Source organism: Massilia sp. GCM10023247 (assembly GCF_042653325.1).
GTDB lineage: Bacteria > Pseudomonadota > Gammaproteobacteria > Burkholderiales > Burkholderiaceae_D > Telluria.
Genome location: NZ_JBHSIB010000031.1, coordinates 53,338 through 79,117 on the forward strand (window position 1 = coordinate 53,338; position 25,780 = coordinate 79,117).

Sequence of the window (25,780 nt, forward strand, 5' to 3'; positions counted from 1 at the left end):
GCGTGAGCGGCAGAGCCGCTCACCCTACGTCCTGCTGCTTACGCTATCTGCTTCTCATGCCCTTCCAGCGCCGCATGCTTCTTCTTGTAGCGGATCGACGACCACAGCGACGCGGCAATGAAGGCCACGCCGGTCAGGCCGGTCACCAGCTCGGGCACGTGGAACTTCATGCTGGCGAGCATGATCACGGCCAGGATACCGATCGCATAGTGCGCGCCGTGCTCCAGGTAGACGAACTCGTCGAGCGTGCCCTTGCGGACCAGGTAGACCGTCATCGAACGCACGAACATCGCGCCGATGGCCAGGCCCAGCATGATGATCACGACGTCGCTGGTGATCGCGAAGGCGCCGATCACACCGTCGAAGCTGAACGAGGCGTCGAGCACTTCGAGGTACAGGAAACCGCCGATACCGCCGCGCTTGACCATGTCGCCCACGTTGCTGTTTTCATCGGCCTCGCTCTTCTCGAGCAGGCCACTGATCATGTCCACGCCGACATAGACCAGGATGCCCCAGATACCGGCGATCAGGACGATCATCCGCTGCGCTTCGTCGACGAAGGTCGAGGCGAACAGCAGCGCCGCCAGCGACACCATCACCGCGATCGAGGAGACGCGGCCGAGCGCGCCGAGCTTCTTCTCGAAGTTGCCCAGCCAGTGGGTTTCCTTCTCGTCATCGAGCAGGAAGTTCAGGAAGACCAGCAGCAGGAACATGCCGCCAAAGGCTGCCACTTCGGCGTGGTGCGCCGTCAGGTGGCCGGAGAACGACTTCGGATCGTTCAGCGCCAGGTTCCAGACCTCGGTCATGCCCAGGTCGGCCGCCACGGCGACGATGACCAGCGGGAAGACCAGGCGCATACCGAACACGGCGATGATCATGCCCAGGCCCAGGAACAGCTTGAGCCAGAATTCGTTCCAGCCTTTCAGGACCGAGGCGTTGACGACGGCGTTGTCGAACGAGAGCGACACTTCCATCACCGACAGGATGGTGGCAATACCGAGCGCTGTCAGCGCGCCGGACAGGCCGCCGTGCTCATAACCCCACCAGGCTGCCAGGGAGAGACAGACGACCGTGACGAGGAAGGATCCTCTAAAGTGCTTCATGTTGTTTTTCCTTTATATGAAATTTGCCACAACGGAGTGTATACCCCGCACAACCATTGAAAAAGCGAAGATAATCGAAGAGTTACTTCGGAAAAACGGAAGAGATGAAAAACGCCAGCACGAATTTTCGGCATCTATATTACTTCTGGGTGGTCGCCAAGGAAGGCAGCATCACGCGCGCGGCCGAACGCCTGGGCCTGGCCGTCCAGACCGTCAGCAGCCAGATCAGCCTGCTCGAGCAGTCGGTCGGCAAGGTCTTGTTCACCCAGCAGGGCCGGCGCCTGGTGCTGTCCGAGGCCGGCGAGGTGGCCCATAAATATGCCGACCAGATCTTTCTATTGGGCGAGCAGATGCAGGAAGCGCTCGACGGGTCCGGCACCCTGCGCACCCGCCTGACGGTCGGCATTGCCGACTCGCTGCCGAAGCTGACGGCCTTCCGTTTGCTCGAGAGCACTACCCGGCTGGCGATCCCGGTGCGCCTGGTCTGCTACGAAGACCAGCACGACGCCCTGCTGGCCGAACTCGCCCTGCACAAGCTCGACGTGGTGCTGACCGAACGCGCCCTGTCCACCGGCAGCACCCTGCGCGTGTTCAGCCACATGCTGTTCGAGAGCGAAATGACGGTGGTGGGGACGGCGCGGCTGGCCGGCGCCTACGCGGACGATTTTCCAAAGAAACTGAACGGCGCCCCCTTCCTGCTGCCGACCAGGAATAACGCCTTGCGCACCCGGATCGACGAATGGTTCGAGTTGCAGGGCGTGCATCCGGACGTGGTCGGCGAGTTCGAGGACAATGCGCTGCTGAACACCTTCGGCCGGCGTGGGCTGGGCCTGTTCTTCGCGCCGGCGGCGCTGGCGGCCGACCTGGCCGAACAGCTGCAGGCGGTGATCGTCGGCCGGGTCCCGCAGGTGCGCGAACAGTTCTATGCGATCTCGAACGAGCGCAAGATCCAGCACCCGGCGGTGGCCGCCATCCTCGCCTCGGTGCAGCAAAGCCTGTCCCGTTAGGATGCCCGGCAGCGGTTGAGTTGTACAATGCACATCGGCTATGCCTTTTATCAACTCTCCCTTTCTATGGAAAATCTTCTTTTTGTCGTTCTGGCGCTGTTCCTCGTCGCGCTGAACGGCTTCTTCGTCGCAGCGGAATTCAGTATCGTCACGCTGCGCAAGACCCGCGTGCGGGCCATCGCCAAGACCAGCGGCCTGCGCGGGCGCATCCTGGCCAAGGTCCACGGCCAGCTCGACGAATACCTCTCGGCCTGCCAGCTCGGCATCACCCTCGCCTCCCTCGGCCTCGGCTGGGTCGGCGAACCGGCTTTCGCCAGCCTGCTCGAACCGGTGTTCGCCATGCTGGGCGTGACCTCGCCGCAGGTGATCCACGGCGTGTCCTTCATCGTCGCCTTCAGCGTCATCTCCTTCCTGCACATCGTGGTCGGCGAACTGGCGCCGAAGTCGCTGGCGATCCGGATCCCCGAAGTGGTCGCGATGTGGTGCGCGCTGCCTTTGTACGGTTTCTACTGGATGATGTACCCGGCGATCTGGCTGCTCAATGCCAGCGCCAACGGCGTGCTGCGCCTGGCCGGCCTGGCCGGCGCCGGCAGCCATGACACGCATTACTCGACCGACGAACTGAAACTGATCCTGCGCACCAATACCAGCACCGGCAAGGAAAAATTCACTCACGACGAGCGCCACATCCTGGCCCAGTCGCTCGAGTTTTCCGACATGGCCGTGTCCGACCTGATGCGCCCGATCAACGAAGTGATCGCCCTGCACGAAGACCTGCCGATCGAGGAAAACCTCGACACCATGCGCCGCAACCGCTTCTCGCGCTATCCGTATTTCGACGAGGAAGGCGAGGAAGTGCTGGGCGTGATCCACCTGAAGGACCTGTTCTTCGCCCAGCAGTCGGGCAAGGACATCAGCGACCTGACCCAATACCTGCGCCCGGTCGAGACGATCTCGGCGCGCACGCCGGCCCAGGAAATCTTCCGCCGTTTCCGCGCCGGCGCGCCCCACTTCGCGCTGATCGGCGAAAAGGGCAAGCGTCCGGTCGGCTTCATCACGCTCGACAACCTGCTGGGCGCGATGGTCGGCGAAATCCGCGACGAATTCCGCATGAACGAAAACGACTGGCTGCCGCAGGCCGACGGCACTTATATCGGCAAGGCCAGCCTGCCGATCTATTCGCTCGAACGCCTGCTCGGCATCGACATCGACAACGAGGAAATGGGCCTGGACGACGTCGAATCCGTGGGCGGCCTCCTGATGGCCAAGCTGGGCGACATTCCGAAGCAGGGCCAGCGCATCGAGTTCCCGAAGTTCGACGTGGTGGTGAAAAAGACCAATGGTCCGCGCATCCTGCTGGTGAAGGTGATCCCGCAGCTGGCGCGCGGCGGCGACGAAGACGAGGACTGAACCGGCGCGAGGATGGAACCCGGGTCCATGTCCGAAGGTATAATGTTTCTTTCTGTGGATCAGATTTCACAGTCACCTCACCAGTGAGCCCTTATGGACGTGCTTCGCCGAAATAACGTCACCGTCTCGGGCAATGGGCCCGTCACCCTCGTCCTGGCGCACGGTTTCGGCTGCGACCAGGTCGTGTGGCGCTTCATGGTCCCGGCCCTCGAAGGGCGCTGCCGGATCGTCGCCTTCGACCTGACCGGCAGCGGCAACTCCGAGCTCGGCGCCCACTGCCGCACCCGCCACGCCAGCCTGCACGGCTATGCCGACGACCTGGTCGAGATCCTCGATGCGCTCGATACCGGTCCCGTGGTGCATGTCGGCCATTCGGTCAGCGCCATGATCGGCCTGCTGGCCAGCATCAAGGCACCCCGCCATTTCCTGGCCCAGGTGATGATCGCGCCCTCGCCCTGCTACATCGACGACGACGGCTACCGGGGCGGCTTCACGCGCGGCGACATCGACGAACTGCTCGACACGATGGACGCGAACTACCTCGGCTGGTCGAGCAGCATGGCGCCGGTCATCATGGGCGCGCCCAACTTACCCCACCTCGGCATCGAACTGAGCAACAAATTCTGCCGCAACGATCCCGAGATCGCGCGCCATTTCGCGCGCGTGACCTTCCTTTCGGACCACCGCGCCGACCTGGCGCAGGCGAGCGTGCCGGCGCTGATCATGCAATGCAGCGACGACCTGATCGCTCCGCTGGAGGTCGGCCGCTACCTGCAGCGCCAGCTCGCCGGCAGCCGGCTCGAAGTAATCACCAACATCGGCCACTGCCCGCACATGAGCGTTCCCCAGGAGTGCGCGCGCCTGACCCATGCCTTCCTCGACGAACTGGGACTGCCCGCTTGAACGCTTTGCCTGACAACGGCACGCTCTACCAGGACGCGCCCTGCGGCCTGTTGTTGACCGACATCGCCGGCACCATCCTGCGCACCAACGCGACCCTTTGCCGCTGGCTCGGCTATTCGAGCGCGGCGCTGACCGGGAAAGTGCGCATCCAGGACTTCCTGACCGTCGGTGCGCGCCTGTTCCACCAGACCCACTGCCTGCCGATCCTGCAAATGCAGGGCTCGGTCGCCCAGCTCCAGCTCGATATCCGCGACAGCGGCGGCCAGCGCACGCCGGTGCTGGTCAACATCGTGCGGCGCACGGTCGACGGCAAGGTGTTCGACGAGTGGGCGCTGCTTGCCATGAACGAACGCCGCTCCTACGAGCGCGAACTGCTGGCCGCGCGCCGCAGCGCCGAACAGGCGCTCGCGGCCCGGCTCGAGGCCGAAGCCCAGCTGCGCGCGCTGAACCAGGAACTGTCCGATGCCGACCGCCGCAAGGACGAGTTCCTGGCGACCCTGTCGCACGAACTGCGCAATCCGCTGGCGCCGATGCGCAGCGCGATCGAAGTGCTCAAGCTCGACCGCGACACGGTCGGCGAGCGTCCGCTGCTGGCGGTGTTCGACCGCCAGCTGCACCACCTGACCCACCTGGTCGACGACCTGATGGACGTCTCGCGCATCACCCAGGGCCGCATGGAGTTGCGCTGCGCGCCGGTGGTGCTGGCCGAGGTGGTGCAAAGCGCGGTCGCCGACGTGGCCACCGCCCTGGACGCCGCCGGGCATACCCTGGACGTGGCGATCGAGGCGAGCGATGCCGTGGTGCAGGCCGACGCTACCCGCCTGTTCCAGGTGATCGCCAACCTGCTGGCCAACGCCTGCAAGTACACGCCGGACGGCGGGCGCATCGCCCTCGCCTTGCGCGTCGAAGGCGGCGAGGCCGTCGTGCAAGTGCGCGACAACGGCATCGGCATCCCGGGCCACGCGCTGGGCACCGTATTCGGCATGTTCTCGCAGCTCGAGCCGGCGCTCGACCGTGCAAAAGGGGGCCTGGGCATCGGGCTGGCGCTGGCGCGCGGCATCGTCGCCCTGCACGGCGGCAGCATCGGCGCGCACAGCGAGGGAGAGGGACGCGGCAGCTGCTTCACGGTGCGCCTGCCGCTGGCGCAGGAGCAGGCGCAGCCGCTGCCGGCTGCGGCCGCTGCCGGAGCGGGCGCCGCGCCGGCAGCCGTGCTGGTGGTCGACGACAACCGCGATGCGGCCGACATCCTGGTGATGTTCCTGGAAATGCACGGCTGTACGGCGCGCGCCGCCCACACCGCGGGCGCGGCGCTGGCCGTGCTGGAAGAGTTCGAGCCGCAGGTGGCCTTGTTCGACATCGGCCTGCCCGACATGAACGGCTACGAGCTGGCGCGCCGGGTGCGCGCCCTGCCCGGCGGCGGCGACATGCTGCTGGTGGCGGCCACCGGCTGGGGCCAGGACGCCGACAAGCAGCTCGCCTTCGATGCCGGCTTCGACCACCATTTGACCAAGCCGATCGATTTCGACGTGCTGCGCGGACTGCTGGCGCAGCCACGATCATAGGGTGGGCGCCCGCCCATCGATCACATCACATCAGCTGGCGCAGGTCGTGGACGATCGGGGCCGGGCCCTGGCCGTGGCGCAGGAACAGGCGCACCCTGCCCTCCTTGTCGAACACATAGCTGCCGGCCGTATGGTCGACGGTGTAGTTGTTCGGCTCCGAGCCCTTCGACTTCGACACGAAGACCTTGAATTCCTTGGCCGTCTGCGCCGTTTGCTCGGGCGTGCCGCGCAGGCCGAGGAAGCGCTTGTCGAAGGCCGGCACGTAGGAGGCCAGCAGTTCCTGGGTATCGCGCTCGGGGTCGAGGGTGACGAACAGCACCTGCACCTCGCTTGCTGCCGGTCCGAGTTCCTTCATCACGGCGGCCATCTCGGCCATCGTGGTCGGGCACACGTCCGGGCACTGGGTATAGCCGAAGAACAGCACCACGACCTTGCCCTTGAAATCGGCGAGCGTGCGCGGCGTGCCGTTGTGATCAAGCAGCGAAAAGCCCTTGGCGTAATCGAGGCCGGTCAGGTCGGTGTTCTGGAAGGCGGCCGGCTTGGACGCCAGTTTGTCGCAACCGGCGGCGAGCAGCGCCAGCGCCAGCATCGACGCAGTGAACAGTTTTTTCATGTCAGGAGCGGTTCAAAAGCGGGCGAATCAAAATCGAAAATAATGGTCGACCAGCAATGCCGCGAACAGCAGCGACAGGTAGAGGATCGAATACGCGAAGGCCTTGCGCGCCGTCTGGTCGCTGTAATGCTTGTGCACGCGCCAGGCGTGGCGCAGGAACAGGGCATTGAGCACAACCGCCGACACCAGGTAGATCAGGCCGCTCATGCGCACGGCGAAGGGCAGCAAGGTGGTTGCCGCCAGGGCCAGCGAATACAGCCAGACCTGCTGGCCGGTATAGGCCATGCCGTGGGTAATCGGCAACATCGGCAGGCCAGAGCGGGCGTAATCGTCGCGCCGGTACATCGCCAGCGCCCAGAAATGGGGCGGGGTCCAGACGAAAATGATCAAGACCAGCAGCCAGGCTTCCATCGGCACCTCGTTGGCGACCGCCGCCCATCCGAGCGCCGGCGGCATGGCGCCCGACAGGCCGCCGATGACGATGTTCTGCGGCGTGGCCGGCTTCAGGTAGATGGTGTAGATGACGGCATAGCCGACAAAGGTGACGAAGGTCAGCCACATCGTCAGCGGATTGACGAGCGTGTACAGCACCAGCATGCCGAGGCCGCCGATGATGCCGGAGAACACGAGCGTCTGGTTGCGCGACAGCTCGCCGGTCGAGGTGGCGCGGCGCGCGGTGCGGGCCATGCGGGCATCGATCTCGGCCTCGATCAGGCAGTTGACGGCGAAGGCGGCGCCGGCCAGCAGCCAGATGCCGGCGGTGCCGGCGAGCAGGACGCGCCAGCCGGGGAAGCCGTCGGTGGCGAGGAACATGCCGATCACGGCGCAAAACACGGCAAGCTGGGTGACCCGTGGCTTGGTGAGCGTCCAGTACTGGGCGATGCGGCTGGTCGGATGGAGGGCGGTCTGGGTGGTCATCGATACGAGTTCGCAGGAGCGTCCGCACTCGCGGGACTGCGCTGCGACACTTCGAGTAAGGTCTTGACCTTGTAGTTTAACATGGTCACCAGCACGACGAGGACGGCGGCCCCGGCGTTATGCAATACAGCAATGGTGAGCGGGAAGTCGAAATACACCGTTGCCACGCCGCTCGACAGCTGTGCCAGCAGCGCCAGCCCCAGCAGGCGTCCGGTGCGGCGCAGCGCCGGCTCGCGCAGGGCGCGCCAGGCGGCCCAGCCCAGCACCAGCGTCACGACGATGGCGAAGTTGCGGTGCACCCAGTGGATTGCCACCAGCGCCGGGAATTGCAGGTAGTCCCCGGCCGCCGTCATGCCCAGCTTGCGCCAGAGCGTGAAGCCATGCTCGAAGTCCATTTCCGGCACCAGCTTGCCGTCGCAGAGCGGGAACTCGTCGCAGGCCAGGGTCGCGTAGTTAGTGCTCACCCACCCGCCGAGCGCGATCTGCACCACGACCACCGCCGCGGCCAGCAACAGCACCCGGCGCAGCGCGCGCAGCCCGGCCGGGGCGCGGCTCGGCGCCGGCGGCGCCAGCAATTCGTTCTCGCGCTCGCCCAGCCAGACCAGCATGGCCAGCAGCAGCATGCCCAGCAGCAGGTGGATGGTGACGATCACCGGCTGCAGTTTCAGGGTGACGGTCCAGGCGCCGAAGGCGCCCTGGATGCACACGAAAACGAACAGCGCCACCGGGATGCCGGGCGCGAATACGTCACGGTGCGTCTTGCGCCACTGGCGGATGGCCTGGAACATCAAGGCCATGATCAGCACGCCGATGCCCATCGCCAGGTAGCGGTGGATCATCTCGATCCAGGCTTTGACCTTGGTGACCGGCCCGGTCGGCATCAGGGCTTCGGCCGCCGCGATATGCTCGTGCGCGATGAAGGGATTGGCGGCGCCGTAGCAGCCCGGCCAGTCCGGACAGCCCAGGCCCGAATCGGTCAGGCGGGTAAACGCGCCGAAGACGATCAGGTCGAAGGTGAGGAAGACCATCACCCAGACCAGCTTGCGGTACTTGTTGGCGTCGCTCGACAGCCAGACCATGGTCAGCGGAATGCTCGCCACGAACAGGCCCATCAAGGCGAGTTGGAACAGGGTCGACGCGCTCATGGCTTATCCGATCGCCGAGGCTTTGAGCAGCTTGGCGATGTCCTTGTGCACGCGGGCCGGGTCCGGGTCTTTCGGGAAGCGCATCATGAGGTTGCTGCGCGGGTCGATCAGGAAGATGTGGTCTTCCAGCTTGCCGCCCTTTTCCACCGGCAGCCATTTCGCCAGCGCCTCGGGCGACACGCGCAGCATGTGCACGTCGTCGTACTGGCGGATCAGCATGGTGTCGATCGGTTCCTTGTCCGTGATCAGCCAGACCCGCTCGACGCGGTCCATGTTCTTGCCCTGCATCGTGCGCCACTGGCGCATCGCAAACAGCTGCTTGGCGCAGGCCTCGTCGCAGGCGCCGCCGCCCACCTTCACCATCACCCATTTGCCGGCCAGCTGCTGCAGCTTTTCCGGGCGGCCGTCGAGGGTGGTGGTGTCCAGGTCGGGCATCAGGTGCGTACGCTGGTCGATGAAGGCGCCATAATTGGTGCGCCCGGTCGGCTTGATGATATAGAAGGTCACGTAGGAGGCGATGATCGGCGCGGCGCATACCAGCAGCACGGCGAACAGCTTCAGGCGGCCCGACATGCGGCGCCGCGCGTTGCCGCCCGTGGCCTGCACGTTACTTGTCTGTTCCGACAACTTGTTTTCTTCCACTTCTGAATCCCGTTATCACGAAAAATAAGACAGCCATCGCCGCCAGCGCATACCACTGGAAGGCATAGCCATGGTGCTTGTCGACGCCGCTTGTGGGCGCCGGCCAGTCGCGCACCAGGCCCTCGTCCTTTGGTGCCGGCCCGGCCTGCTGCACAAAGTAGGGTTGCAGCGGCAAGCCCGTCGCCTGCGCCGCTTCTGCCAGACCCAGGTTCTGCACGATGGCGCCGGGCTTCACGGCAGCCGGCGTGCCGAGCTGCATGATGTTCCCGGCGCTGGCCGTGGCCATGCCGTCGATCGTCACCGTGCCTGGGGGCGTCGCAAACTGCGGCAGGCGCGTGTACTCGCGTGGATCGCGCGGCAACCAGCCCCGCAACACCAGCACATATGCGTCCGACCCCGCTATTTTAAACGGCATCACCAGGTAGAACCCGGCCTGCCCCTGGTAGGGCCGGTTGTCGAGGAAGACCGGCCAGCCCGCCACCCACTGCCCCGTCACCCGCACCCGGCGGTATTCGATCTCCGTAGGGTGGACTCCCGAGTCCACGCGGTTCGGCGCATGCACACCAGCGCTTCCAAGCACCACCGGCGCGGCACTACCCCGCTCCGCCATGCGCGCCGCAATCGCCAGCTTCTCCTCCGCCCGCCGCATCTGCCAATTCCCCAGAGAAATCCCCAAGGCCACCAGCAAGACCGTCGCCACGAACGGAATGGTCCTAAAACGAAATGCCAAACGCATTACAATAAAACCCTTACCGAAACTCCACCCTCGAACCCGCCGGGCCGCCCATGAAAATCCTCGTTGCCATCGCCTTCATCCTGATCATCGCGAGCCTGGGCTCGGCGCTGTTCTTCCTGATGAAGGACAAGGGCCGCAGCAACCGCACGGTGCAGGCCCTGGCGATGCGCGTCGGCCTTTCGATCACCCTGTTCCTGCTCCTGCTGGCGTCCTACAAGATGGGCTGGATCCAGCCGACCGGCATCCGCTGACGTAACACGGGGACAGCCACTTGCGTGGACTGTCCCCGCTGCAGAGCGCGCTCTCGACCGGCGCCGCGGCCGCTTACAGCCAGTACACCACCACGTAGAGTCCCAGCCAGACCACGTCGACGAAGTGCCAGTACCAGGCGGCGCCTTCGAAACCGAAGTGGTTATCGGACGTAAAGTGGCCGCGCAGCACGCGGTACAGCACCACCGACAACATGATCGCGCCCATCGTCACGTGGAAGCCGTGGAAGCCGGTCAGCATGAAGAAGGTCGAACCGTAGATGCCCGAGGTCAGCTTCAGGTTCAGGTCGCGGTAGGCGTGCATGTATTCGTAGACCTGGAAGCCCATGAAGACCGCACCGAGCAGGATGGTGGCGAACAGCCAGATGGCCGTGTTGCGGCGGTGGCCGGCGCGCAGCGAATGGTGCGAGATCGTCAGCGTCACGCCCGACAGCAGCAGCAGCGCGGTGTTGATGGTCGGGATCGGGAACGGCCCCATGGTATTGAAGCTTTCGACCACGCCGGCCGGGCCGGTGTTGCCCCACTGCGCAGAAAAGTCGGGCCACAGGATCTTGTGGTCGAGGTCGGCCAGCCAGGGCATTGAAATCGCGCGCGCATAGAACAGCGCGCCGAAGAAGGCGGCGAAGAACATCACTTCCGAGAAGATGAACCAGCTCATCGACCAGCGGTAGGAGGAATCGATGCGGCGGCTGTACTGCCCCGATTCCGACTCGCCGATGGCGTCGCCGAACCAGAAATACAGCACGGTCAGCATCGCGACGATGCCGGCGAGGCAGACGGCAGGCCCCCAGGAGGCGCTGTTGACCCAGGCGGACGCACCGACCATCGTCACCAGCATCGAAATGCCGCCGGCCATCGGCCACATGGAAGGGCCTGGTACGAAATAATGCGGCGCGGTTTTTGACACACTCATCTTCATCTCCTAGATCGTTCTTCTAATGCGTTCAATTGGAATGCTGATAACACTTGTCCATCTGCTGCACCGCCCTGCCTACTGCGCCACCGCCAGCCGCACCACGAACAGCAGCAGGCCGACGAAGATCGCCAAGCCGAGCAGCGCCGCGACGATCACGTACACCGGGTTCAGGTGCTCGGCGTCGTGCTCGTAGTCGCTGCGCCGGCGCAGGCCGAAGAAGGACCAGCACACGGCCTTCAGCGTCGCCCAGAACGAGCGCTTGGCCTGCTGCCCGCCGGGCTTGCCCGCGGCCGCCATCAGTTCGCCGCCACCGCGCCGCCGATTTCGAAGAAGGTGTACGACAACGTGATCGTCTTGACTTCCCTGGGCAGCTTGGGGTCGATGAAGAATACCACCGGCATCTGGCGCGCCTCGTTCGGCTTCATGGTCTGCTCGCGGAAGCAGAAGCACTCGACCTTCTTGAAGTACGGCGTCGCCGCCTGCGGCGCATAACTCGGAATCGCCTGCGCCTTCACCGCGCGCGGCTGGGTGTTGACGACCTCGTACACGACCGTGGCCAGCTCGCCCGGATGCACCTGGATCGAACGCGTGGTCGGGCGGAAGCGCCACGAGCCCTGCGAATTGCCGTCGAGCTCGATGGTGATCGTGCGCGAGGTGTCGACCTGGGTGTTCGCCGGGCGCTCGACGGTGCCGTCCTGCTGGGTCAGCACGTTGATGCCGAGCACCTCGCAGACCTGGCGGTAGACCGGCACCAGCGCATAGCCGAAGCCGAACATGAGCACCGCCACCACCACCAGCTTGCCGAGGGTGGAGCGGTTCAGGCGCAGGCGCTCGCTTGCGGTGTAGCTCACGTCACATCCAGAGGCGCTTGACGATGACCGACGCGAAGAAGAACGCGGCGATCAGGCACAGCACCAAAGCAATTTTCCGGTTGCCCGCACGGGTGTCGGGCTTCTTTTGCGCGTTCATTACTTCACCAGCGGCGGGTTCTCGAAGGTGTGGAACGGCGCCGGGCTCGGTACGGTCCACTCCAGGCCTTCCGCGCCTTCCCATGGCTTGGCCGCCGCTTTCTCGCCACCGCGGATGGTCGGCAGCACGACTGCGAACAGGAAGTAGACCTGCGACAGGCCGAAGCCGAAGGCGCCGATCGACACGATCATGTTGAAGTCGGTGAACTGCACCGCATAGTCGGCGTAGCGGCGCGGCATGCCGGCCAGCCCGAGGAAGTGCATCGGGAAGAAGGTGATGTTGAACGTGATCAGGGACAGCCAGAAGTGCATCTTGCCGCGGCCTTCCGGATACATGTGGCCGGTCCACTTCGGCGCCCAGTAGTAGAAGCCGGCGAACAGCGCGAACAGCGAGCCGGCGACCAGCACGTAGTGGAAGTGGGCCACCACGTAATAGGTGTCGTGGACCTGGATGTCGATCGGGGTCACGGCCAGGATCAGGCCGGTGAAGCCGCCCATCGTGAACACGAAGATGAAGCCGACCGCGAACAGCATCGGCGTCTCGAACGTCATCGAGCCCTTCCACATCGTGGCGACCCAGTTGAACACCTTCACGCCGGTCGGCACCGCGATCAGCATGGTGGCGTACATGAAGAACAGCTGCGAGGTCACCGGCATGCCGGTGGTGAACATGTGGTGCGCCCAGACGATGAAGGACAGCACGGCGATCGAAGCGGTCGCGTAGACCATCGAGGCATAGCCGAACAAGGGTTTACGGGCAAAGGCCGGGATGATCTGCGAGACGATGCCGAAGGCCGGCAGGATCATGATGTAGACCTCGGGGTGGCCGAAGAACCAGAAGATGTGCTGGTACATGACCGGGTCGCCGCCGCCGGCGGCGTTGAAGAACGAGGTGCCGAAGTGGCGGTCGGTCAGGGTCATGGTGATGGCGCCCGCGAGCACCGGCATCACGGCGATCAGCAGGAAGGCGGTGATCAGCCAGGTCCAGCAGAACATCGGCATCTTCATCAAGGTCATGCCGGGCGCGCGCATGTTCAGGACGGTGACGATGATGTTGATCGAACCCATGATCGACGAGGCGCCCATGATGTGCATCGCGAAAATCGCCATGTCCATGCCCGGCCCCATCTGGGTCGACAGCGGCGCATATAAAGTCCAACCCGCCGCGGTCGCTCCGCCCGGCGAGAAGAAGGACGCGGCCAGCAGGATCGCCGCCGGCGGCAGCAGCCAGAACGAGAAGTTGTTCATGCGCGCGAAGGCCATGTCGGACGCCCCCACCTGCAGCGGGATCATCCAGTTGGCGAAGCCGACGAAGGCCGGCATGATCGCGCCGAACACCATGATCAGGCCGTGCATGGTGGTCAGCTGGTTGAAGAACTCGGGACGGAAGAACTGCAGGCCGGGCTGGAACAGCTCGGTGCGGATCATCAGCGCCAGCACGCCGCCCGAGAGCAGCATGATGAACGAGAACCACAGGTACAGGGTGCCGATGTCCTTGTGGTTGGTGGCGAACAGCCAGCGGCGGGCGCCGGTGGGCATGTCGTGCGCGTGGTCGTGCCCGTGATGGTCGTCGTGGGTATGGTCGAGAGTGCTGGTAGTCATGTCAGTATCCTGGAAAAACGCTGTTACTTGCTACGTGCAGCCAGTACCTCGGCCGGTTGAACGATGTTTTCCGCAGCCTTGTTCGACCAGGTGTTGCGGGTATAGGTGATGACGGCGGCGATCTCGGTGTCCGACAGCTGCTTCCAGCCCGGCATGGCCGAGGGGTAGGCCGGCGTATCCTGGCCGTGCAGCAGGACGTCGATCTGGTGCGCCTTGGCGCCGTTGACCACTGGCGAGCCGTCGAGCGGCGCGAAGGCGTTCGGCACGCCCTTGCCGTTGGCCTGGTGGCAGGCCACGCAGTTGGCGGCGTACACCTGCTCGCCACGGGTTTTCAGTTCGTCGATGGTCCAGACCTTGTTCGGGTCGTCCGCCAGCGCGGCCATCTTTTTCTTCTCGCCGGCAACCCAGGCAGTGTAATCCTCGTTTGATACGACGCGCACCACGATCGGCATGAAGGCGTGGTCCTTGCCGCACAGCTCGACGCAGTTGCCGCGGTAGACACCGATCTTGTCGGCCTTGAACCAGCCGTCGCGCACGAAGCCCGGAATCGCATCCTGCTTGATGGCAAAGGCCGGAATGGTCCAGGCGTGGATCACGTCATTGGCGGTGAACACCATGCGGATCTTCTTGCCGACCGGGACCACCATTTCGTTATCGACTTCGAGCAGGTAGTTTTCGCTGCGCGCTTCGGTGGCCGGCATGCCCGGCTCGCCGATCTGGGCGCGCGGCGTGGCCAGGTTCGACAGGAAGCTGATGCCTTCGCCTTCGCCCTGCAGGTAGTCGTAGCCCCATTTCCACTGCATGCCGGTGGCCTTGATGGTCAAATCGGCGTTCGAGGTGTCTTTCAGCGCGATGACGGTCTTGGTGGCAGGCAGGGCCATGCCGATGACGATCAGGAAGGGCACGACCGTCCAGGCGATCTCGACAAAGGTCGATTCGTGGAAGGTGGCCGGCTTGTGGCCGAGGGATTTGCGGTGCTTGAGCACCGAATAGAACATGACGCCGAAGACGGCGACGAAGATGACCAGGCAGATGATCATCATCAGGTTGTGCAAGCTGTAGATGTCCGCGCCGACGCCAGTTACCGGAGTTTGCATGTTTAACTGGTATTCCACCGGCCGGCCCGTGATTTCCGGGGCTGCCAGTGCCGGGATACTGGCCGATACCGCGAGGCCGAGCATCAAGGCGTGAAGTCGCTTTGCATATGTCATGAATTGTCCCCAACCACCAAATATAAGAATATTTTTAAACGGTCAGCAATTCCATGAACGAACCGCCGCCGCTCCGAAACCAATGCAAGCATGGCTCCCGCGGCGCGGCGTGTGGACGCGCTACGGGAGTAGGCGCCCACCAGCAACTGCTAACACACTGATGGAGCGCGAAACTTGCTGATGCTGCTAATGCAATTTTCTATTTATCCAACCGTTTTGCCTGTTTTTGCAGCCTTAAAGGCATTACGGGCGAAAAAATAGTCATTGATTATACTCAAATCGCTAATTTTTATTCAAGGAAAATTCTTGTCACGGCCGCGCCGGCTTGTACACGAGGGCATCGACTGTTGCCGTACGGGTCTTGCCCGCGCGAATCATCCGTGCTAGGCCGTTCCGTTTCCCGGCACGGCGCGGCGATGACGGGCGCGTCACCCGAACTACCGTAGTATCGTAGGGTGCGCCGGACGGCGCAAGCCCCCTGTGGGTGACTGTCGGTGGTGCCTGTACTTTCAACCCGGCTTCTTGTGACTTCGCCTTTGTGCGGGCTCGGGTTGAACGCGTGGGCGGCGCATGTGCAGCGTATGTGCATCGTCCAAGGTGGAGCCGACCACCCTACGGCTTGCGGGGCTGGAATCGCACGATCGATTCGCCGGCCGCCGTCGTCTTCGGGACCGGACGGAAGGCGTGGCCATAGATGACCTCGAAGCTGAGACCGATCTTGCCGTCGGCACCCCTGCCCGCCTCCAGCGCGTCGACCATCCGCTGCCAGGCTGCGCGCCCGATCAGCCCGCGGCGGCGCGTCGACAGCGGATTGCCGCCGATTGCCCGGACGTCTGCCAGCAGCGCCTCGACCGTGGCGTAGGTGACGGTGATGCGCTCGGCATCCATGACCGGCGTCGAGAAGCCCGCCTCCACCAATTGGTCGCCAAAGTCGTGCATGTCGACAAAGGGCAAGGTATGCGGGCTTTCGTCGATCTGGGCAAAGGCCGCGCGCAACTCCTTGAAGGTATCGGGACCGAAATTCGAGAACATCAGCAGGCCATCGACGCGCAGCACGCGGCGCCATTCGGCGAACACGCGGTCCGGCTGGGGATGCCAGTGCAGCGCCAGGTTCGACCACACCAGATCGATCGAGTTCGGCCCGAACGGCAGCCTGCCGAAGTCACCGCACAGGAGATCGACGCCGGCCTTGGCCGGCATCAGGCGGCTGAGCATCTGGTTGAGCGAGCGCATGGCAGGCGCCGGGGTTTTCGCGGCGGCCAGCATCGCGCTCGATGCATCGAGCCCGACGATCTGGGCCGCCGGATAACTCTTCTGCAAGGTCGCGAGGTCGGCGCCGCCGCCGCAGCCGGCATCGAGCACCCGCTGCGGCACGATTTTCACCAGGCTCAGCCGCTCGTGCATGCGTTCGGCGATCTCGCGGCGCAGGAAGTCGCTCCGGGCCACGCGCGCCGGTTCCGCAAACAACGCGCGCACGCGCTGCTGGTCAATCGGTGCGCTCATTTTCGATGGGGACGAGGGAGAAGCCATAATTCTGTTACGTTCAAATGAGATAATGGCGGGAGTGTACATGTTTGTAGGGATGCGAGCCGATGGCCGGGCACCTGGAACGATGGGCGATGCGCTGGCCGCGGGCACTGCTGCACGGCCTGCTGCCCTGTTCCTGCGCGCTGTGCGGTGACCTGGCTGCCCAGGTGGTCTGCGGCGATTGCCGCTCGCGTTATGCGGCGCCGCGCGGCTTGCGCTGCGCCTGCTGCGCCAATCCGCTCGGGCCGGGCGCTGGCGCCAGGCAACGCTGCGGCGCCTGCCTGGCCGCGCCACCCGCATTCGACGCGACGCTGGCCGCCGTCGATTACGCCGCGCCGCTCGACGCCCTGGTGCTGGGCCTGAAATTCGGCGCCCGGCTGCCGCTGGCGCCCTGGTTCGCCGAAGCGCTGCACGAGGCCATCCTGGCGCAGGGCGGCTGGACGCTGCCCGATGTGCTGTGCCCGGTCCCGCTGGGGCCGCGCCGCCTGGTCGAGCGCGGCTTCAACCAGGCGCTCGAGATCGCCCGGCCGCTGGCCAACGCCCTCGGCGTCAAATTGCAGCCGCGCCTGGCGGCGCGCGTGCTCGAGACGGCGGCGCAGTCCGGCGTGTCGCCGCGCGAGCGCGCCGCCAACATCCGCGGCGCCTTCGACGTGCCTTCGGCAACGGCGCATCTGGTGCAGGGCCGCCATGTCGGCGTCGTCGACGACGTCATGACCAGCGGCCACACCTTGAACGAACTGGCAGCCACGCTGAAGGCGGCCGGCGCGGCACGCGTCTCGAACCTGGTATTCGCGCGCACGCTACCGTGACCCTAATGATTATTGAGGAGAATTGCTTGTTTCACGTCGTCCTGGTCGAACCCGAAATCCCGCCCAACACGGGCAACGTCATCCGCCTGTGCGCCAACACCGGCGTCCAGTTGCACCTGATCGAGCCGCTCGGCTTTCCCCTGGACGACGCCAAGATGCGCCGCGCCGGCCTCGATTACCACGACTACGCGACGATGAAGGTGCACAAGGACTGGGACGCCTTCCTGGCGGACGCCCAACCCGACCCATCGCGCATGTTCGCGCTGACCACGCACGGTTCATCGCCCTTCGCCGACGCCGCCTTCAAGCCGGGCGACGTATTCGTGTTCGGGGCCGAATCGCGCGGGCTCGATCCGGCCTTGCGCGAAAGTTTTCCACCAAGCCAGCGCATCCGCTTGCCGATGATGCCGGACAACCGCAGCCTGAACCTGTCGAATACGGTGGCGGTGGTGGTGTACGAGGCCTGGCGCCAGAACGGGTACGCAGGCGGCGCTTAACGCGCACCCGCCGGCGCCGGGCCATCCTTCGCCAGCAGTGCATATTCGTCTTCGCCTTTCGCGCGATCAAAAACCTGGCCCGTCAACGAATGCGCGTTCTGTTCCCGCTGGCGGGCGGCATGTTCATCATAAAAAAACGGCAAGAACGCATACCGTACCCCAGCCGACACTGGCGTTGCCTCGTGCAGCATTGCGCACGAGAAAACGACCGCTCCGCCGGTCGGCGCGCGGTAGGTGCGCGGCCCGAATTCGGGGAAGCGCAAATCGCCACCTGAGTACGCTTCCGGATTCAGGTTGATCGTGCACGCGAAGCGCCGGTGTGCGGTACCGAGGGTGGTATTGTCCCGGTGCGGCCGAAAAAAGCCTCCGCTGGCGCCATCGTATCGGGCAACAAGATAGCGCTCCATGCGGGTCACCTCGAACTGGAAGGCACGCTTGATCTCGGGCAGGACACGGCGCCGGATCCGCACCTGGATTGCTTCCCTGAGGGGCGCCAGCTCGGGACGCCGGTCGAACTCGAAATCGTCGCGGCGCTTGAAACTCCGTTCCCGCACTTCCACCGTCTTGCCGTTCACCTCGCGCATGAAGCCCGATTCGGCGCCACCGTATTGCTGATACAGGGAAATCAGTTCGCGGCAGAGTTCGTCCTCGAAAACACGGGGCAGGATCAACACAGGCGCAACCAAGGCGGTACCGGCGTGTTCCGCAACCGGAGGAAGCCGGTCGAGGACCTCCCCCAGCGCACGGTTGTGCTGCTCGGCGGGGATGAGCGCGATGTTCGCCATCACGCGCTGCATCGGATCGAGCACCAGCGTAAACGGCCGGTACAGGGTTCGGGAAGCCTCGTCGGTCGCGATTGCCGCGAACTGCTTGCTGATCGCCTGGTCGATATCCCAGAAATAGCGGATTCCAGGAATCATGGTGCGCAAGAGACCGCCCTGTTCGTCGTTCGGGTCGATCGAGACGCCGAAAAAGCTGACATGCATGTCATCGAAGAGGGCACGGCGCTCCTCGATATACCGTACCACCTGTTGGGTGCTCTCGTGGGCTCCACTGCCGAGGAAACTGAGGACGAGATAGCGTCCGGCGGCGGTATTGAACACATACCTGGGATTACTCGCGGCACGCGCCACGAATTCCGGAATCGGATCGCCAGCCAGCCACATGATTCGGCCCATGGAGTTGTTTGTGTATTGACAAGTCTAGCGAACTCTTCCAAGGGAAACCGAGGTGCCTTCGAAAAAACGAATTGCGTGCCTCAGTTTGCCGATCGCATAGATGAAACATACGCTGCGCTGTCGGAAATCGAGTTGTGTCCGGCTCCCGGAATCACCTTCATCGTCGCCCTCGCATCGGGAAAACGTGAAAACAGCAACTGCGTACTGCGCGCCGGAATGATCTCGTCGTGTTCCGCCGCAAGGATGAGGGTCGGCGCCTTGACCTGGGCCGCGTATTTCCCCGACTCATACTTGTCCGTCAGCAGCCACGACACCGGGAAAAACGGGAACTGGCGGGCGGCCAGCTCGCCCAGGCTGTCGAAGGGCGTGACCAGCACCAGCCGACTGACCGGCCGCGCCGCCGCCACCTGCACCGCCACCCCGCTTCCGAGGCTGCGCCCGATGACGAGGATGTCGCCGTGTTCGGCGTGGACGCGGTCGAACAGCGCCAGCGCATCGGTCACCAGCGCCTGCTCCGTCGGCTTGCCGGAACTGCCCGCGTAGCCGCGGTAATGCATCAGGTAAAGGGCGCGCTCGGGAAAGGCGCTGTCCAGCAGCGGCAGGCTCATCGTCACGTCTTCGGCATTGCCGCCGAAATAGATGACGGCCTTGTTCCCTTGCCGCGGCCGCTCGGACACCTGTACGAGGGCGCCCGGGACGGCCAGGGTCGAGGTCGTCGGCGCCCGCAAGGCCGGGCTCGCGGGAGGAAAATAAATAAAGGAGCGCTGGAAGGCGAACAGCGCGATGCAGGCGGCGGCATACACGGCAAGGCCGAGGAGCAGCACGATACCGATGGTCTTGAGCATGTGCCGGCTCCCGTTTACAACGTGGTCAAGCCACCTGCAAGCCGCGCAGCGCCGGGATCACCTCCTCCAGGCGCGCCACCTCAAAGGTCGGCAGCGCCGACGTATTGTTGGCGACGCCGTGCGGATTGAACCAGCAGCTGTCGATGCCGAAGCGGTTCGCGCCGAGGATGTCGGCGTCCAGGCGGTCGCCGACGATGACCGTTTGCGCGTGCGCGAAGTGGCGGGCCATCCTGACCGTGTAGTCGAAGAAGCGGCTGTCCGGCTTGGCGTAGCCGCTGGCCTCGGAGGTGGCGACGAAGGACACATACGGCTGCAGGCTGGACGCGGCAATGCGGCGGTGCTGGATGTGTTCGACGCCATTCGTGATGACGCCGACTTCGCCGATGGCGGCCAGGCTCTCGCACAGCTGGACGGCGCCCTCGACCAGCACCACGGTGTCGGCCAGCGATTCGAGGTACAGGCGGCTGGCCGCCTCGGGGTCGAGCGCGAGACCTTCCTCGGCAAAGCTAAGGCGGAAACGTTCAACCTTCAGAAAATCCTTGGAGACGGCGCCTTGCTCGAAGGCCTTCCATAATCCGATGTTGATGGCCTGGTAGCGGGTGAACAGCCCATCGGGCAGCGCAGCGAGCCCGAGGGCGCGCATGGTGCGCTCGAACGACAGGTGTTCGGAGGCCCGGAAGTCGAGCAGGGTGTCGTCCAGGTCGAATAGAAAAAGGCTGTATTTCATCGTGTTGCGCGCTCAGCCGCGGATACGCGCAACCAGCTTGGTGGTCGAGCGGTCGTGCTCGAAATCGATCGCCACCGCCCTGCCTCCGTAGGCGAGCACGGCCTGCCCTTCCGGAATCGCATCCATCTGGTAGTCGCCGCCCTTGGCATAGATCTCGGGCCGCGCTTCGAGCACGGTCTCGAGCGCCGTGTCCTCGTCGAACTCCACCACCAGGCTGACCGATTCGAGCGCCGCCAGCACCGCCATGCGGTCATTGAGCGTGTTCAGGGGCCGGTCGTCGCCCTTGCCCAGCCGTTTTACCGACGCGTCGGTATTCGCGGCCACGACCAGGGAGGCGCCGAGTTCGCGCGCCTGGGCCAGGTAGGTGACGTGGCCGCGGTGCAGGATGTCGAAGACGCCGTTGGTCAGCACGACCGGTTTCGGGAGGGCGGCGACGCGCGCCTTGAGCTCGGCGCGCGAGCAGATCTTGTTTTCAAAATGTGGCATAGGGAATCAGGTTGGTGTGGCAGGATCTTCGGGTTCTTCTTCCAGCATCATCGACAGCGCGGCCGGCTTGGCGGCGCCGCCCTCCTCGGCTTCGCGGCGGTCGCCCGACAGCTTGATCTGCAGGCGCAGGCCGTTGGCCGAGTCGGCATTGCGGATCGCTTCGTCGTAGCTGATGTAGCCTTTGTTGTAGAGCTCGTACAGCGCCTGGTCGAAGGTGCACATGCCCAGCTCGCGCGACTTGTGCATGATCTCCTTGATGCTGTGGAAGTTCCCTTTCAGGATCATTTCGCCGATGGTCGGCGTATTCAGCAGGATTTCGATGGCCGCCTTGCGGCCCTTGCCGTCCTCGGTACGCACCAGGCGCTGCGAGACGATCGCGCGCAGGTTGGCCGATAAATCCATGAGCAGCTGGTTGCGCCGCTCTTCCGGGAAGAAGTTGATGATGCGGTCCATCGTCTGGTTGGCATTGTTGGCGTGCAGCGTGCCCAGGCACAGGTGGCCGGTTTCGGCGAAGGCGATCGCGTGCTCCATCGTTTCGGTGTCGCGGATTTCTCCGATCAGGATCACGTCCGGCGCCTGGCGCAGCGTGTTTTTCAGGGCGTTGTGCCAGGAATGGGTGTCGACGCCGACTTCGCGGTGCGTCACCAGGCAATTCTTGTTCTTGTGGACGTATTCGACCGGGTCTTCGACCGTGATGATGTGGCCGGCCGAATGGCTGTTGCGGTAGTCGATCATGGCCGCCAGCGTGGTCGACTTGCCGGAACCGGTGCCGCCGACGACGAGCACCAGGCCGCGCTTGGTCATGACCACGTCCTTCAGCACCTCGGGCAGTTCGAGCTTCTCGAAATTCGGGATTTCGGAAGCGATCGTGCGCACCACCATGCCTACGCTTTGCTGCTGCACGAAGACGTTGACGCGGAAGCGGCAGACGTTCGGCAGGGAGATCGCGAAATTGCACTCCATCTCGGCTTCGAACTCGGCGCGCTGGCGCTCGTTCATCAGCGACAGCGCGAGCGCGCGCGTGACTTCGCCGGTCAGGCGCTGCTGGCTCATCGGTTTCATCGCGCCCTGGTGCTTCATGCTCGGCGGGAAGTCGGCGGAAATGAAGAGGTCCGAACCGCCCTGCTGGTGCATGACGGTGAGCAGCTTCTGGATATAGGCCAGGGCGTCGGCCGGGCCGAAGGAAGTGGACATGGGTGTCTTTCTGGACGTTGCGGGACCAAGATCGGGAGAATATTGGGTAGGAGCACTAAACGATATCCCCCGCCCGGCAATTATATCGACTAAGATTCCCGGTAAAATAGTTTTCTCGGCAGCCCACGCCGGGACCGTGGCGGCAGCCTGTGCACACTGAGTATTGCATCCTTGCAATTCGACTGACCATACGCCTATGACACTCACCGAGCTGAAATACATCGTCGCCGTCGCCCGCGCCAAACACTTTGGCCACGCCGCCGAATCGTGTTTTGTTGCGCAACCCACCCTGTCGGTCGCCATCAAGAAGCTCGAAGACGAGCTGGGGGTCACCCTGTTCGAGCGCGGCGGCTCCGAGGTGTCGGTCACGCCGGTCGGCGCGCAGATCGTGGCGCAAGCCGAGCGCGTGCTGGAACAGACCGCGGCAATCAAGGAACTGGCCAAGCAGAACAAGGACCCGCTGGCGGGCCCGCTGCGCCTGGGCGTGATCTATACCATCGGCCCCTACCTGCTGCCGCCGCTGGTGAAAAACCTGATCGACAACGTGCCGCAGATGCCGCTCGTGTTGCAGGAAAATTTCACCGTCAAACTGCTGGAACTGCTGCGCCAGGGCGAGCTCGACGCGGCCATCATGGCCCTGCCCCTGCCCGACCACGGCATGCTGATGCAAACCCTGTACGACGAGCCCTTCGTCGTGGCGGTGCCGAAATCCCATCCCTGGGCCAAGCGGCGCGACATTCCCGCCGACGACCTGAAGGCGGAAACCATGCTGCTGCTCGGCAGCGGCCACTGCTTCCGCGACCAGGTGCTCGAAGTCTGTCCGGAAATGGCGCGCTTCTCGTCGCCGGGCAATGGCATGCAGCGCACCTTCGAAGGCTCGTCGCTGGAAACGATCCGCCACATGGTCGCCAGCGGGATCGGCGTGACCGTCCTGCCGCGCGCCTCGGTGCGCGACATGGACGATCCGAACGGCCTGCTGTCCTTCGTGCCCTTTTCAAGCCCGGCGCCGTCGCGGCGCGTGGTGATCGTCTGGCGCAAGAGCTTTACGCGGCGCGCGGCGATCGAGGCGGTGTGCAATGCGGTGGCGCAGTGCGATTTGCCCGGGGTCGACATGCTGGCGCTGGAAAAAGCGGCGTGATGTAGGGTGGGCGGCTCCACCCGGGCCGGTGCGTGTCCGCTGCCTCAATGCCGCCCACGCGTTCAGCCACCACGTGAAACCTCGCGACGAATCGCCGGCTGGTTGAACGCGTGAGCGGCATAGCCGCCCACCCTACGCACATCAGTTCGGCATACCCGTTAAAATCGCTGTCTTGTCCACAATATTCTTGCAAGACAAGAAGCGAATCATGAACAAGCTGGCGCTCTACTTCCGGCTGGTCCGCGCTGACAAGCCGATCGGCATCCTCCTCCTGCTCTGGCCCACGCTGTGGGCGATCTGGATGGCTTCCGGCGGCCAGCCCGATCCGACGATCATCCTGATCTTCGTGGTCGGCACCGCGCTGATGCGCTCGGCCGGCTGCGCCATCAACGACTACGCCGACCGCGATTTCGACCGCCACGTCAAGCGCACCGTCGACCGACCCCTGACGAGCGGGCGCATCAAGGCATGGGAAGCGCTGATGGTCGCCGCCGTGCTGTCCATCATTTCCTTCCTGCTGATCCTGCCGCTCAATACGCTGACCAAGCAGCTCTCCGTGGTGGCCGTGATCGTTGCCGGCACCTATCCCTATTTCAAGCGCTTCTTCGCCATTCCCCAGGCCTATCTCGGCATCGCCTTCGGCTTCGGCATCCCGATGGCCTTCGCCGCCATCCAGAATGCGGTGCCGGCCGTCGCCTGGTGGCTGCTGGCGGCCAACGTATTCTGGGCCGTGGCCTACGACACCGAATACGCGATGGTCGACCGTGACGATGACCTGAAGATCGGCATCCGCACCTCGGCGATCACTTTCGGCCGCTTCGACGTCGCCGCCGTGATGCTGTGCTACGGCGCCGCGCTGGCGATCAACCTGGTCTGCGGCTGGGTGCTGGGCCTGCGCTGGTGGTTCGTCGGCGGTGTGGTCGTGGCGGCCGGCATGGCGCTGTATCACTACACCCTCATCCGTGACCGCGACCGCATGCGTTGTTTTGCGGCATTTCGCCACAACAATTGGTTGGGTGCGGCACTATTTCTCGGTGTCGCGTTAGACTATGCATTAGGATAATATTGTCCGAATTGCACGTCCTGTTGCCCTCCATGAGATGGCATCACCCTATTTTCAGAAAGAGGTTCTCCCATGATGGAAAAAATCCCGACCCAGACCGGCGCCCGCGATCAACTGCTGGCCGACCTGAAAACCGTGATCCAGGATGCCGAGGCATGGCTGCGCCATGGCAGCACCCTGACCGGCGACGAACTGAAAGCCGCCAAGGCCAAGTTCGAGAGCGCCATCACGAACGCCAAGGAAGGCCTCGTCAACCTGGAAGTCGTGGAAAAATCGAAGGCTGCCGCCAAGGCAACCGATGTGTACGTGAAAGAGAATCCGTGGAAAGCGGTCGGCATCGGCGCCGCGGTCGGCGTCGTGCTGGGCATGCTGATCAACCGTCGTTGATGGCCTTGCTCGAGACGGCCGGCCGGATCGGGGCGACGCTCGTCGCCATGACCCGCACCCGCCTGGAGCTGGCCGCCGTCGAGGTGCAGGAGGAAGCGCGCTCGCTGCTGGGCTTTGCCGCCTGGACCCTGCTGGCCGCCTTCCTTGCTGCCTTCGCCCTGGTGCTGGCGGCGCTGTTCGTCATCCTGCTGTTCTGGGACTCGCACCGGCTGCTCGCGGTCGGCGGCATGGCGGGCGTTTTTGCGCTGGCTGCCGCCGCGCTCCTGCTCAAGGTGCGCGCCGGATTTGCCGCGCGCGGACCGATGCTGGCGGCCACGCGCGCCGAGCTGGACAAGGACATTGCCTTCATCAAGGGCACGGGAGCGCAAGCGGGGTCCGCGAGCGGGAGACATCCATGAATAGCGAACACACGCCCCTGGCCGTGCGCCGCGCGCACCTGGTAGCCGAATGCGCCGCGCAACGCGGCGACCTGGCCGATCACCTGAATGCGCTCAAGGCCCCGGCCGAACGGATCGGCGGCGCCGGCGGTTTTCTTCTCGAGCATCGAAAATCGGTGCTGGCCGGAGCGGGCCTGGCGGCAGGCCTGTTGATCGCGCGCCCGAAGTGGCTGCTGACCCTGGCGGCGGGCGGGATGTCGGCCTGGAAGATCGCGCAGAATGCGTGGCCGTCGGTGCAGCGGGTGCTGCCGCTGGTGCGGGCGCGCCTGGGCGGGCACCTGGAGTAAGTCGCCGGTCCGGATCGCGGCCTGGCTTGAGGTCGTACCGCGTGGGCACAGAGTGCCCACCCTACCGATGCGTCAGCCTGTGGATCTGAACCTGTCGTTAGCACGCGCGCTGGCGTAGGGTGGGCTCTCTGTTCAGCACAGGGACATCCTAAACACTTGGCTAGGGACATAGGTAACACCTTTTATGATCATTGCACTGC

The 25,780-nt window shown here is 64.5% G+C and carries 30 protein-coding genes; 12 read left to right on the forward strand and 18 right to left on the reverse strand.

Features of this window, described 5'->3' with window-relative positions; all coding sequences use genetic code 11:
* Positions 1–38 precede the first annotated feature (38 nt).
* Positions 39–1,103 carry a DUF475 domain-containing protein gene (locus tag ACFPAH_RS22885; protein ID WP_379749939.1) on the reverse strand — a complete coding sequence of 355 codons (1,065 nt, stop codon included), beginning with the start codon at positions 1,101–1,103 and terminating at the stop codon, positions 39–41.
* Between the two features lie 104 nt (positions 1,104–1,207).
* Here ACFPAH_RS22885 and nhaR point away from each other — a divergent pair, with 104 nt between their 5' ends.
* The 4 genes from nhaR (at position 1,208) to ACFPAH_RS22905 (ending at position 5,985) form a co-directional block, all read left to right on the forward strand.
* A complete protein-coding gene (nhaR, locus tag ACFPAH_RS22890) occupies positions 1,208–2,110 on the forward strand; it encodes a transcriptional activator NhaR (RefSeq protein ID WP_379749941.1) in 903 nt (300 codons plus the stop codon).
* Positions 2,111–2,176: 66 nt separating this feature from the next.
* On the forward strand, positions 2,177–3,520 hold the full coding sequence (locus ACFPAH_RS22895; RefSeq protein ID WP_379749943.1) for a hemolysin family protein: 1,344 nt from the start codon (positions 2,177–2,179) through the stop codon (positions 3,518–3,520).
* A 93-nt stretch (positions 3,521–3,613) separates the two neighbouring features.
* Positions 3,614–4,423: an alpha/beta fold hydrolase gene (locus ACFPAH_RS22900; protein WP_379749945.1), complete on the forward strand. Its 810-nt coding sequence runs from the start codon at positions 3,614–3,616 to the stop codon at positions 4,421–4,423.
* Positions 4,420–5,985: an ATP-binding protein gene (locus ACFPAH_RS22905; protein ID WP_379749947.1), complete on the forward strand. Its 1,566-nt coding sequence runs from the start codon at positions 4,420–4,422 to the stop codon at positions 5,983–5,985. The genes ACFPAH_RS22900 and ACFPAH_RS22905 overlap by 4 nt, the downstream gene beginning before the upstream one ends.
* Before the next feature lie 25 nt (positions 5,986–6,010).
* On the opposite strand, the gene ACFPAH_RS22910 is transcribed toward ACFPAH_RS22905, so the two are convergent.
* From ACFPAH_RS22910 to ACFPAH_RS22930, 5 genes are read right to left on the reverse strand one after another with little or no spacing between them, the layout of a single operon-like run.
* Complete coding sequence (locus ACFPAH_RS22910; protein ID WP_379749949.1) at positions 6,011–6,598, reverse strand: SCO family protein; 588 nt, start codon at positions 6,596–6,598, stop codon at positions 6,011–6,013.
* Positions 6,599–6,625: 27 nt separating this feature from the next.
* A complete protein-coding gene (cyoE, locus tag ACFPAH_RS22915) occupies positions 6,626–7,516 on the reverse strand; it encodes a heme o synthase (protein ID WP_379749951.1) in 891 nt (296 codons plus the stop codon).
* Complete coding sequence (locus ACFPAH_RS22920; RefSeq protein ID WP_379749953.1) at positions 7,513–8,661, reverse strand: COX15/CtaA family protein; 1,149 nt, start codon at positions 8,659–8,661, stop codon at positions 7,513–7,515. Before ACFPAH_RS22920 ends, cyoE begins: the two co-directional genes overlap by 4 nt.
* A 3-nt stretch (positions 8,662–8,664) precedes the next feature.
* Positions 8,665–9,288, reverse strand: a complete 624-nt coding sequence (locus ACFPAH_RS22925; RefSeq protein WP_379749955.1) for an SCO family protein — start codon at positions 9,286–9,288, stop codon at positions 8,665–8,667.
* Positions 9,269–10,003 carry an SURF1 family protein gene (locus ACFPAH_RS22930; protein WP_417568502.1) on the reverse strand — a complete coding sequence of 245 codons (735 nt, stop codon included), beginning with the start codon at positions 10,001–10,003 and terminating at the stop codon, positions 9,269–9,271. The genes ACFPAH_RS22925 and ACFPAH_RS22930 overlap by 20 nt, the downstream gene beginning before the upstream one ends.
* Before the next feature lie 86 nt (positions 10,004–10,089).
* Between ACFPAH_RS22930 and ACFPAH_RS22935 the strand changes: the two genes are divergently transcribed.
* A complete protein-coding gene (locus tag ACFPAH_RS22935; RefSeq protein WP_379749959.1) occupies positions 10,090–10,290 on the forward strand; it encodes a twin transmembrane helix small protein in 201 nt (66 codons plus the stop codon).
* A 73-nt stretch (positions 10,291–10,363) separates the two neighbouring features.
* Here ACFPAH_RS22935 and ACFPAH_RS22940 read toward each other — a convergent pair whose 3' ends face one another.
* The 7 genes from ACFPAH_RS22940 to ACFPAH_RS22970 form a co-directional block, all read right to left on the reverse strand.
* Complete coding sequence (locus tag ACFPAH_RS22940) at positions 10,364–11,221, reverse strand: cytochrome c oxidase subunit 3 (protein ID WP_379749961.1); 858 nt, start codon at positions 11,219–11,221, stop codon at positions 10,364–10,366.
* A gap of 78 nt (positions 11,222–11,299) precedes the next feature.
* Positions 11,300–11,521 carry a DUF2970 domain-containing protein gene (locus ACFPAH_RS22945; protein ID WP_379749963.1) on the reverse strand — a complete coding sequence of 74 codons (222 nt, stop codon included), beginning with the start codon at positions 11,519–11,521 and terminating at the stop codon, positions 11,300–11,302.
* A complete protein-coding gene (locus ACFPAH_RS22950) occupies positions 11,521–12,075 on the reverse strand; it encodes a cytochrome c oxidase assembly protein (RefSeq protein WP_379749965.1) in 555 nt (184 codons plus the stop codon). Before ACFPAH_RS22950 ends, ACFPAH_RS22945 begins: the two co-directional genes overlap by 1 nt.
* A gap of 1 nt (position 12,076) precedes the next feature.
* A complete protein-coding gene (locus ACFPAH_RS22955; RefSeq protein ID WP_379749967.1) occupies positions 12,077–12,193 on the reverse strand; it encodes a cytochrome oxidase small assembly protein in 117 nt (38 codons plus the stop codon).
* Positions 12,193–13,794: a cytochrome c oxidase subunit I gene (gene ctaD / locus ACFPAH_RS22960; protein WP_379749969.1), complete on the reverse strand. Its 1,602-nt coding sequence runs from the start codon at positions 13,792–13,794 to the stop codon at positions 12,193–12,195. Before ctaD ends, ACFPAH_RS22955 begins: the two co-directional genes overlap by 1 nt.
* Before the next feature lie 23 nt (positions 13,795–13,817).
* Positions 13,818–15,005 (reverse strand): cytochrome c oxidase subunit II, encoded by a 1,188-nt coding sequence (coxB, locus tag ACFPAH_RS22965; RefSeq protein ID WP_379749971.1) that lies wholly within the window; start codon positions 15,003–15,005, stop codon positions 13,818–13,820.
* A gap of 612 nt (positions 15,006–15,617) precedes the next feature.
* Positions 15,618–16,508 (reverse strand): methyltransferase domain-containing protein, encoded by an 891-nt coding sequence (locus tag ACFPAH_RS22970; protein WP_379749973.1) that lies wholly within the window; start codon positions 16,506–16,508, stop codon positions 15,618–15,620.
* An 89-nt stretch (positions 16,509–16,597) separates the two neighbouring features.
* On the opposite strand from ACFPAH_RS22970, the gene ACFPAH_RS22975 reads away from it, so the two are divergent.
* Together ACFPAH_RS22975 and trmL are read left to right on the forward strand one after the other, a co-directional pair.
* Positions 16,598–17,341 carry a phosphoribosyltransferase family protein gene (locus tag ACFPAH_RS22975; protein WP_379749975.1) on the forward strand — a complete coding sequence of 248 codons (744 nt, stop codon included), beginning with the start codon at positions 16,598–16,600 and terminating at the stop codon, positions 17,339–17,341.
* Positions 17,342–17,367: 26 nt separating this feature from the next.
* The gene (gene trmL / locus ACFPAH_RS22980; protein ID WP_379749977.1) at positions 17,368–17,838 is read left to right on the forward strand and encodes a tRNA (uridine(34)/cytosine(34)/5-carboxymethylaminomethyluridine(34)-2'-O)-methyltransferase TrmL; all 471 of its coding nucleotides are present in this window, start codon (positions 17,368–17,370) and stop codon (positions 17,836–17,838) included.
* Here trmL and ACFPAH_RS22985 read toward each other — a convergent pair.
* The 5 genes from ACFPAH_RS22985 to ACFPAH_RS23005 form a co-directional block, all read right to left on the reverse strand.
* Positions 17,835–19,016 (reverse strand): 2OG-Fe(II) oxygenase, encoded by a 1,182-nt coding sequence (locus ACFPAH_RS22985; RefSeq protein ID WP_379749979.1) that lies wholly within the window; start codon positions 19,014–19,016, stop codon positions 17,835–17,837. The genes trmL and ACFPAH_RS22985 overlap by 4 nt on opposite strands.
* A gap of 80 nt (positions 19,017–19,096) precedes the next feature.
* Positions 19,097–19,861 (reverse strand): alpha/beta hydrolase, encoded by a 765-nt coding sequence (locus ACFPAH_RS22990; RefSeq protein WP_379749981.1) that lies wholly within the window; start codon positions 19,859–19,861, stop codon positions 19,097–19,099.
* Between the two features lie 25 nt (positions 19,862–19,886).
* Positions 19,887–20,588 carry a YjjG family noncanonical pyrimidine nucleotidase gene (locus ACFPAH_RS22995; protein WP_379749983.1) on the reverse strand — a complete coding sequence of 234 codons (702 nt, stop codon included), beginning with the start codon at positions 20,586–20,588 and terminating at the stop codon, positions 19,887–19,889.
* A 12-nt stretch (positions 20,589–20,600) separates the two neighbouring features.
* A complete protein-coding gene (gene rfaE2, locus ACFPAH_RS23000; RefSeq protein ID WP_379749985.1) occupies positions 20,601–21,074 on the reverse strand; it encodes a D-glycero-beta-D-manno-heptose 1-phosphate adenylyltransferase in 474 nt (157 codons plus the stop codon).
* 6 nt (positions 21,075–21,080) lie between these two features.
* Positions 21,081–22,268, reverse strand: coding sequence for a PilT/PilU family type 4a pilus ATPase (locus tag ACFPAH_RS23005; RefSeq protein WP_379749987.1), 1,188 nt, complete (start codon positions 22,266–22,268; stop codon positions 21,081–21,083).
* Between the two features lie 196 nt (positions 22,269–22,464).
* On the opposite strand from ACFPAH_RS23005, the gene ACFPAH_RS23010 reads away from it, so the two are divergent.
* The 5 genes from ACFPAH_RS23010 (at position 22,465) to ACFPAH_RS23030 (ending at position 25,580) form a co-directional block, all read left to right on the forward strand.
* Entirely contained in the window at positions 22,465–23,406 is a 942-nt protein-coding gene (locus ACFPAH_RS23010; protein WP_379749989.1) for a hydrogen peroxide-inducible genes activator, read from the forward strand.
* Positions 23,407–23,614: 208 nt separating this feature from the next.
* Positions 23,615–24,469, forward strand: a complete 855-nt coding sequence (gene ubiA, locus ACFPAH_RS23015) for a 4-hydroxybenzoate octaprenyltransferase (protein WP_379749991.1) — start codon at positions 23,615–23,617, stop codon at positions 24,467–24,469.
* Between the two features lie 72 nt (positions 24,470–24,541).
* Positions 24,542–24,856 carry a DUF883 family protein gene (locus tag ACFPAH_RS23020; RefSeq protein WP_379749993.1) on the forward strand — a complete coding sequence of 105 codons (315 nt, stop codon included), beginning with the start codon at positions 24,542–24,544 and terminating at the stop codon, positions 24,854–24,856.
* On the forward strand, positions 24,856–25,254 hold the full coding sequence (locus tag ACFPAH_RS23025) for a phage holin family protein (RefSeq protein ID WP_379750005.1): 399 nt from the start codon (positions 24,856–24,858) through the stop codon (positions 25,252–25,254). The genes ACFPAH_RS23020 and ACFPAH_RS23025 overlap by 1 nt, the downstream gene beginning before the upstream one ends.
* On the forward strand, positions 25,251–25,580 hold the full coding sequence (locus tag ACFPAH_RS23030) for a YqjK family protein (protein WP_379749995.1): 330 nt from the start codon (positions 25,251–25,253) through the stop codon (positions 25,578–25,580). Before ACFPAH_RS23025 ends, ACFPAH_RS23030 begins: the two co-directional genes overlap by 4 nt.
* Positions 25,581–25,780: the final 200 nt, after the last annotated feature.

What these genes read in the sequence shown, in the direction of transcription:
- ACFPAH_RS22945 (WP_379749963.1), bottom strand. Translation starts at nt 11,521, where the DNA reads ATGGCGGCCGCGGGCAAGCCCGGCGGGCAGCAGGCCAAGCGCTCGTTC.
- cyoE (WP_379749951.1), bottom strand. Translation starts at nt 7,516, where the DNA reads ATGACCACCCAGACCGCCCTCCATCCGACCAGCCGCATCGCCCAGTAC.
- coxB (WP_379749971.1), bottom strand. Translation starts at nt 15,005, where the DNA reads ATGACATATGCAAAGCGACTTCACGCCTTGATGCTCGGCCTCGCGGTA.
- ACFPAH_RS22910 (WP_379749949.1), bottom strand. Translation starts at nt 6,598, where the DNA reads ATGAAAAAACTGTTCACTGCGTCGATGCTGGCGCTGGCGCTGCTCGCC.
- ACFPAH_RS22995 (WP_379749983.1), bottom strand. Translation starts at nt 20,588, where the DNA reads ATGAAATACAGCCTTTTTCTATTCGACCTGGACGACACCCTGCTCGAC.
- ACFPAH_RS23025 (WP_379750005.1), top strand. Translation starts at nt 24,856, where the DNA reads ATGGCCTTGCTCGAGACGGCCGGCCGGATCGGGGCGACGCTCGTCGCC.
- ACFPAH_RS22990 (WP_379749981.1), bottom strand. Translation starts at nt 19,861, where the DNA reads ATGCTCAAGACCATCGGTATCGTGCTGCTCCTCGGCCTTGCCGTGTAT.
- ACFPAH_RS23030 (WP_379749995.1), top strand. Translation starts at nt 25,251, where the DNA reads ATGAATAGCGAACACACGCCCCTGGCCGTGCGCCGCGCGCACCTGGTA.
- ubiA (WP_379749991.1), top strand. Translation starts at nt 23,615, where the DNA reads ATGAACAAGCTGGCGCTCTACTTCCGGCTGGTCCGCGCTGACAAGCCG.
- ACFPAH_RS23020 (WP_379749993.1), top strand. Translation starts at nt 24,542, where the DNA reads ATGATGGAAAAAATCCCGACCCAGACCGGCGCCCGCGATCAACTGCTG.
- ACFPAH_RS22900 (WP_379749945.1), top strand. Translation starts at nt 3,614, where the DNA reads ATGGACGTGCTTCGCCGAAATAACGTCACCGTCTCGGGCAATGGGCCC.
- ACFPAH_RS22985 (WP_379749979.1), bottom strand. Translation starts at nt 19,016, where the DNA reads ATGGGCCGAATCATGTGGCTGGCTGGCGATCCGATTCCGGAATTCGTG.
- ACFPAH_RS22885 (WP_379749939.1), bottom strand. Translation starts at nt 1,103, where the DNA reads ATGAAGCACTTTAGAGGATCCTTCCTCGTCACGGTCGTCTGTCTCTCC.
- ACFPAH_RS22975 (WP_379749975.1), top strand. Translation starts at nt 16,598, where the DNA reads ATGGCCGGGCACCTGGAACGATGGGCGATGCGCTGGCCGCGGGCACTG.
- ctaD (WP_379749969.1), bottom strand. Translation starts at nt 13,794, where the DNA reads ATGACTACCAGCACTCTCGACCATACCCACGACGACCATCACGGGCAC.
- ACFPAH_RS22970 (WP_379749973.1), bottom strand. Translation starts at nt 16,508, where the DNA reads ATGAGCGCACCGATTGACCAGCAGCGCGTGCGCGCGTTGTTTGCGGAA.
- nhaR (WP_379749941.1), top strand. Translation starts at nt 1,208, where the DNA reads ATGAAAAACGCCAGCACGAATTTTCGGCATCTATATTACTTCTGGGTG.
- ACFPAH_RS22920 (WP_379749953.1), bottom strand. Translation starts at nt 8,661, where the DNA reads ATGAGCGCGTCGACCCTGTTCCAACTCGCCTTGATGGGCCTGTTCGTG.
- ACFPAH_RS22895 (WP_379749943.1), top strand. Translation starts at nt 2,177, where the DNA reads ATGGAAAATCTTCTTTTTGTCGTTCTGGCGCTGTTCCTCGTCGCGCTG.
- ACFPAH_RS22935 (WP_379749959.1), top strand. Translation starts at nt 10,090, where the DNA reads ATGAAAATCCTCGTTGCCATCGCCTTCATCCTGATCATCGCGAGCCTG.
- ACFPAH_RS22955 (WP_379749967.1), bottom strand. Translation starts at nt 12,193, where the DNA reads ATGAACGCGCAAAAGAAGCCCGACACCCGTGCGGGCAACCGGAAAATT.
- ACFPAH_RS23010 (WP_379749989.1), top strand. Translation starts at nt 22,465, where the DNA reads ATGACACTCACCGAGCTGAAATACATCGTCGCCGTCGCCCGCGCCAAA.
- ACFPAH_RS23005 (WP_379749987.1), bottom strand. Translation starts at nt 22,268, where the DNA reads ATGTCCACTTCCTTCGGCCCGGCCGACGCCCTGGCCTATATCCAGAAG.
- rfaE2 (WP_379749985.1), bottom strand. Translation starts at nt 21,074, where the DNA reads ATGCCACATTTTGAAAACAAGATCTGCTCGCGCGCCGAGCTCAAGGCG.
- ACFPAH_RS22940 (WP_379749961.1), bottom strand. Translation starts at nt 11,221, where the DNA reads ATGAGTGTGTCAAAAACCGCGCCGCATTATTTCGTACCAGGCCCTTCC.